Origin of the sequence: Pseudomonas sp. MD195_PC81_125, assembly GCF_014060985.1 — a bacterium.
Lineage (GTDB): Bacteria > Pseudomonadota > Gammaproteobacteria > Pseudomonadales > Pseudomonadaceae > Aquipseudomonas > Aquipseudomonas parakoreensis.
The window spans coordinates 1-5530 of record NZ_JABULD010000304.1 but is presented as its reverse complement, the minus strand read 5'-3'; the positions used below and the strand labels follow the sequence as shown (position 1 = coordinate 5530).

4 protein-coding genes and 1 pseudogene are annotated in these 5530 nt (G+C 59.6%); 4 read left to right on the top strand and 1 reads right to left on the bottom strand.

Annotated elements, in window-relative coordinates; translation table 11 throughout:
• Window positions 1-157 precede the first annotated feature (157 nt).
• From HT737_RS12935 to creC, 3 genes and pseudogenes are all read left to right on the top strand, one after another.
• Window positions 158-661: an ATP-dependent zinc protease gene (locus HT737_RS12935; RefSeq protein ID WP_041069928.1), complete on the top strand. Its 504-nt coding sequence runs from the start codon at window positions 158-160 to the stop codon at window positions 659-661.
• Window positions 662-729: 68 nt separating this feature from the next.
• Window positions 730-1411 (top strand): annotated as a pseudogene (gene creB, locus HT737_RS12930) (two-component system response regulator CreB).
• A complete protein-coding gene (gene creC, locus HT737_RS12925; RefSeq protein WP_182402766.1) occupies window positions 1411-2829 on the top strand; it encodes a two-component system sensor histidine kinase CreC in 1419 nt (472 codons plus the stop codon). The pseudogene creB and the gene creC overlap by 1 nt, the downstream one beginning before the upstream one ends.
• 22 nt (window positions 2830-2851) lie before the next feature.
• On the opposite strand, the gene HT737_RS12920 is transcribed toward creC, so the two are convergent.
• Window positions 2852-3862, bottom strand: a complete 1011-nt coding sequence (locus tag HT737_RS12920) for an acyltransferase (RefSeq protein WP_095669275.1) — start codon at window positions 3860-3862, stop codon at window positions 2852-2854.
• A 143-nt stretch (window positions 3863-4005) separates the two neighbouring features.
• On the opposite strand from HT737_RS12920, the gene creD reads away from it, so the two are divergent.
• A complete protein-coding gene (gene creD, locus HT737_RS12915; RefSeq protein ID WP_182402764.1) occupies window positions 4006-5376 on the top strand; it encodes a cell envelope integrity protein CreD in 1371 nt (456 codons plus the stop codon).
• Window positions 5377-5530: the final 154 nt, after the last annotated feature.

Sequence of the window (5530 nt, the reverse complement as noted above, 5' to 3'; positions counted from 1 at the left end):
TCCCACAAGGATCTCCAGTGCATGTGATTTCCGTGAATGGCAGAGAAACCTGTGGGAGCTGGCTTGCCAGCGATGCAATATCAAGGGCGAACGAATTCCTTGATGGCTGTCTAAAATCTCGCGTCTGACGCCCTCATTTTCCAAGGAAGCCCTCTACGTGAAATCCCTCCTTGCACTGTTTGCCCTCGTCGCCCTGCCGGTCATGGCCGCCGAACCGACCCTGTACGGGCGTTATGAATACATCGCGCTGCCGGAAATCGGTGGTGAGGTGCTCAAGGCCAAGATGGACACTGGCGCGCTGACCGCGTCGCTGTCGGCCAAGGACATCGAGACCTTCACCCGCGACGGTGAAAACTGGGTGCGCTTCCGCCTCGGCACCAAGGACGCCAGCAACAAGGTCTACGAGCACAAGATCGCGCGGATCAGCAAGATCAAGAGCCGTTCAGACGAAGAAGACGAGGGCGACAGCACTGAAGTCGCCAAACGCCCGGTGGTCGATCTGGAACTGTGCCTGGGCAACGTCAAGCGTACCGTTGAGGTCAACCTGACCGACCGCAGCAACTTCAACTACCCGCTGCTGATCGGTGCCAAGGCCTTGCGCGAGTTTGGCGCCGCAGTGAACCCGGCGCGGCGTTTCACCGCCGACAAGCCGGACTGCTAAGTGGTCTCATTGACGTAACGTCAGGCTTGGGGCACCGTTCGCGCACTTAACCCATGGGCTCGGACGCCATGCCTCATATCCTGATTGTCGAAGACGAAGCGGCGATTGCCGATACGCTGATTTTTGCCCTGCAGGGCGAGGGGTTCACGACCACGTGGCTGAGCCTGGGCGCCGCGGCGCTGGAGCATCAACGGCAGACCCCCGGCCGACTTGATCATTCTTGATATCGGCCTGCCGGACATCAGCGGTTTCGAAACCTGCAAACAGCTGCGGCGCTTCAGTGAAGTGCCGGTGCTGTTCCTCAGCGCCCGGGACGCCGAGATCGACCGGGTGGTGGGGCTGGAGATCGGCGCCGACGATTACGTGGTCAAGCCGTTCAGCCCGCGTGAGGTGGCGGCGCGGGTCCGGGCGATTCTCAAGCGCATGGCGCCGCGTCCTGCGGTTGAAGCGTCCTCGACGCTGTTTCGCATCGATGCCGAACGTGTGCAGATCGTCTATCGGGGACAGCCGTTGAGCCTGACCCGCCATGAATTTCGCCTGTTGCAATGCCTGCTCGAACAACCGCAGCGGGTGTTCAGCCGCGAGCAACTGCTCGACGCGCTGGGGGTTGCTGCCGACGCCGGCTACGAGCGCAGCATCGACAGCCACATCAAAAGCGTGCGCGCCAAATTGCGTCTGGTGCGGGCCGACGCCGAGCCGATCCAGACCCATCGCGGCCTCGGTTACAGCTACAGCCCGGGGCACAGCTGATGTCGCTGGGGCTGCGGATCTTTCTGGTGTATGTGCTGTTTATCGGCCTGACCGGTTACTTCGTGCTCAACACGGTGATGGAAGAAATCCGCCCCGGTGTGCGTCAGTCCACCGAAGAAACCCTGGTCGACACCGCCAACCTGATGGCGGAGATTTTGCGTGATGATTTCAAGGCCGGCACGCTCAGCGAGAACCGCTGGCCCGAATTGTTGCGTGCCTACGGAGAACGCCAGCCGCAGGCGACCATCTGGGGGTTGCCGAAAAATCAGGTCAACCATCGCATCTACGTCACCGACGTCAAAGGCATCGTGGTCCTGGATTCCAGCGGCGTGGCGGTCGGTCAGGATTACTCGCGCTGGAACGACGTCTACCTGACTTTGCGTGGTGAGTACGGCGCTCGTTCGAGCCGCAGCGATCCGAATGATGCGAACTCCTCGGTGATGCACGTCGGCGCGCCGATCCGCGACAACGGCAAAATCATCGGCGTGGTCACCGTGGCCAAGCCCAATAGCTCCTTGCAGCCTTACGTCGATCGCACCGAGCGGCGCTTGTTGTTTTACGGGGCCGGGCTGATCGGCCTCGGCCTGCTGTTCGGTGCCTTGCTGTCGTGGTGGCTGAGCCGCGCGCTGCACCGTTTGACCGGTTACGCCAAAGCGGTCAGTGAGGGGCGCCGGGTGGAGGTGCCGCATTACCGTGGCGGTGAGCTGGAACAACTGGCGACGGCGGTGGAGCAGATGCGCACCCAGCTCGAAGGCAAGGCTTACGTCGAACGTTACGTGCACACCCTGACCCATGAATTGAAGAGTCCGCTGGCGGCCATTCGCGGTGCCGCAGAGTTGCTGCAGGATGAAATGCCAGCGATTCAGCGCCTGCGCTTTGTCGGCAATATCGACAGCGAAAGCGCGCGGATGCAGCAGTTGATCGAGCGCCTGTTGAATCTGGCTCAGGTGGAACAGCGCCAGGGTCTCGAGGAGCGCGTGGCGGTGCCGCTGGCGGCGCTGATCGATGAATTATTACGCGCGCAGGCAGCGCGGATCGAAGGCCGGCGGCTCACGGTCGAGCAGACGATTGCGCCGGATCTGCTGCTGATCGGCGAGCCGTTTCTGCTGCGTCAGGCGCTGGGCAATCTGCTGGACAATGCACTGGATTTCACCCCGATCGCCGGGTTGCTGCGTTTCAGTGCCGAACGTGTCGGGGAGCAGGTCGAGTTGCGCGTGTTCAACGAAGCCGCCCCGATTCCCGATTACGCCTTGCCGCGCTTGAGTGAGCGATTTTATTCGTTGCCGCGTCCGGACAGTGGGCGCAAGAGCACCGGGTTGGGGCTGAACTTTGTTGAAGAGGTGGTCAAGTTGCATGGCGGCCAACTGTCGATCAGCAACGTGTCGGGCGGTGTGCAAGCCGTTCTGAGCCTGCCCTGAAACCTGACGGGCAGGCGCAAGCTCAGGGTGGGGACGAGGCCGCTGCGGTGTGCTGAAGCTTTTTCCGATGGGCAAAGTTCAACGCTGGCTGCTCCACCAGACGCCATGAAGCGATTGCCAGCGCGATCACGATCAGCGCCGAGACAACCATGGACGGCAGAAAGCTCAGGTGGGATTTGTTGATGATCAGTTGCTGGACCGGGAACGCATACAGGTAGATTCCGTAAGAAATATCGAATCGGCCCCGGATACTTTTGTCGACGTAGAGCAGGCCCAGACTCAGGGTGACCAACGCACAGCCCAGTGTCGCCAGCACTGTGGCCAATGGGGTGCCGACGCTGAGGTAGATCAATCCGGCCCCCACCGTCAGAGCGATCGCCAGCACACGGGGATCGCTGAGGTACTGTTTGTGAAAGGCAATCACCGAACCGGCAAAGAAGGCGATACCAGCACCGCAGTAGGTCGCCAGTTTTTGCGCCATGGCGCCGGCGACGACATTGCTCAGGACATAGGTTGCCAAGGCGAACCCAGTCAGCAGGATCCATGGCAACAGGGCTTTTCGGTACAGACCCAGAACCGCCGCCAGCAGCAAGTAAAAGCCGAATTCGATTTTCAGCGTCCAGAGACTGCCGTTGAAGGACTCGTCGAAGATAAATCCATTGGTGATCTGTTCGATAGTGGCTCGACCGAAAACCGAGATGCGCAGGAAATCGATCAGCGCACTTGAGCCTGTGACATAACCTTCGGTAAACAGAGCTCCGGCGATATAGGTCATCGCAAAGGCGCAGAGAATCAGCGCTGGAAAAATGCGGGCAATGCGTTTGATCAGATAGTCGGTGAAGTTCGTGGCGTTGACGAAGCTGCGAGTGATCAGCAGGCCGGAGATCGCAAAGAATGCGATCACGGCAATACCGCCCAGCGAGTTGAAGCCGGCAATGCCTGGCTCCGGCAGACCCCACAGCGCAAAGTGATGGCTGATCAGCACCATGAGTGCCGCTATGTGCCGAATCAAATCGAAAGAGTTGTTGCGCAACGTGTCGGTCCTTTCTTTGAACATTGCCAGGGTGATGAGGAAAAAGCCTTTTACAGGTATTTCCACGCAAAGCCCACACAACCTCCATAACAAAACCACAAAGCACTCCCAGACTGGCCGCATTCCAACCAGGGAGCGTCGTTATGAATCGAAATCTGACTATCAAACTCGGGGCTGTCGCCCTGTTGATCCTGCTGTTGCTGATCCCGCTGCTGATGATCGACGGCATCATCGATGATCGCCAGCAACTGCGCGATGGTGTGCTCGAAGACATCGCCCGCAGTTCCAGCTACAGCCAGCAACTGAGCGGGCCGGTGATGGTGGTGCCGTATCGCAAAGTGGTGCGTACCTGGAAGACCAACGAGAAAACCAGTCAGCGCTATGAAGAACTCGGTGAGGAGCGCGGTCGTTTGTACTTTCTGCCGGAACGCTTCGAACTCGACGGCCAGGTGCAGACCGAGCTGCGCGCCCGGGGCATTTACCAAGCGCGATTGTTCCATGCTGACAATCGCATCAACGGGCATTTCTCGTTGCCGGCGCAGTTAGGCATCAAAGAAGACTTTGCCGATTACCAGTTCGACGCGCCGTTTCTGGCGGTGGGCATCAGCGATATTCGCGGTATTGAAAACGCGCTGAAACTGGAACTCGACGGCCAGCGTCTGGACTTTGTGCCTGGCACCCAGGTGGGCTGGCTCGGCGAAGGTGTGCGGGTCACGTTGCCGACACTGGACACCCGCAACGCCACGGAGCTGACCTTCGGTTTCGACCTGCGCCTGCAAGGCACCGGTTCGTTGCAAGTGCTGCCGGTAGGCAAGGCCAGCCGCGTCAGCCTGGCGGCGAACTGGCCGCACCCCAGCTTCATCGGCAACTTCCTGCCCGCCAAACGCGAAATCAATGATCAAGGTTTCAGCGCCGATTGGCAGACTTCGTTTTTCTCCACCAACCTGCAAGAAGCGATGAACCGCTGTGTGATGGGCAATGATTGCGAGGCGTTCAACGGGCGCAGTTTTGGCGTGAGCTTCATCGACCCGGTGGATCAGTACTTGAAGAGCGACCGGGCGATCAAATATGCGCTGTTGTTTATCGTCCTGACCTTCGCCGGTTTCTTCTTGTTCGAAGTGCTCAAGAGTCTTGCGGTGCACCCGGTGCAATACGCATTGGTCGGGGTGGCGCTGGCGTTCTTCTACCTGTTGTTGCTGTCGCTGTCGGAGCACATCGGCTTTGCTTTGGCCTATCTGCTGTCGGCCAGTGGCTGTGTGTTGTTGATCGGATTTTATGTCTGTCACGTGCTGCACAGCGTGCGCCACGGCCTGAGTTTTACCGCGGGATTGGCAGCGTTGTATGGCCTGCTGTATGGGCTGCTGAGCGCCGAGGACTATGCGTTGCTGATGGGTTCGCTGTTGCTGTTCGGCCTGCTCGGGGTGTTCATGGTGCTGACGCGCAAACTCGACTGGTACGGGATCGGGCAGAAACCGGCCAAGCCGCTGGCGTTTGATGTGGGGGCTATGCAATGAGCGGGTTGGGATTGCGTGAAGATCAGCGAGAGGTGGAGGTTTTGGTGACGCTGATTGTTGCAGCACTGCCGCCGCAACCCAGGTGGTGCCATCGCTGGCAAGCCAGCTCCCACAGGATTTGTGCTGAAACAGAGGGTTCTGTCATACCCAAATC

Coding starts and splice junctions, on each gene's coding strand:
- creD (WP_182402764.1), top strand. CDS start 4,006: ATGAATCGAAATCTGACTATCAAACTCGGGGCTGTCGCCCTGTTGATC.
- creC (WP_182402766.1), top strand. CDS start 1,411: ATGTCGCTGGGGCTGCGGATCTTTCTGGTGTATGTGCTGTTTATCGGC.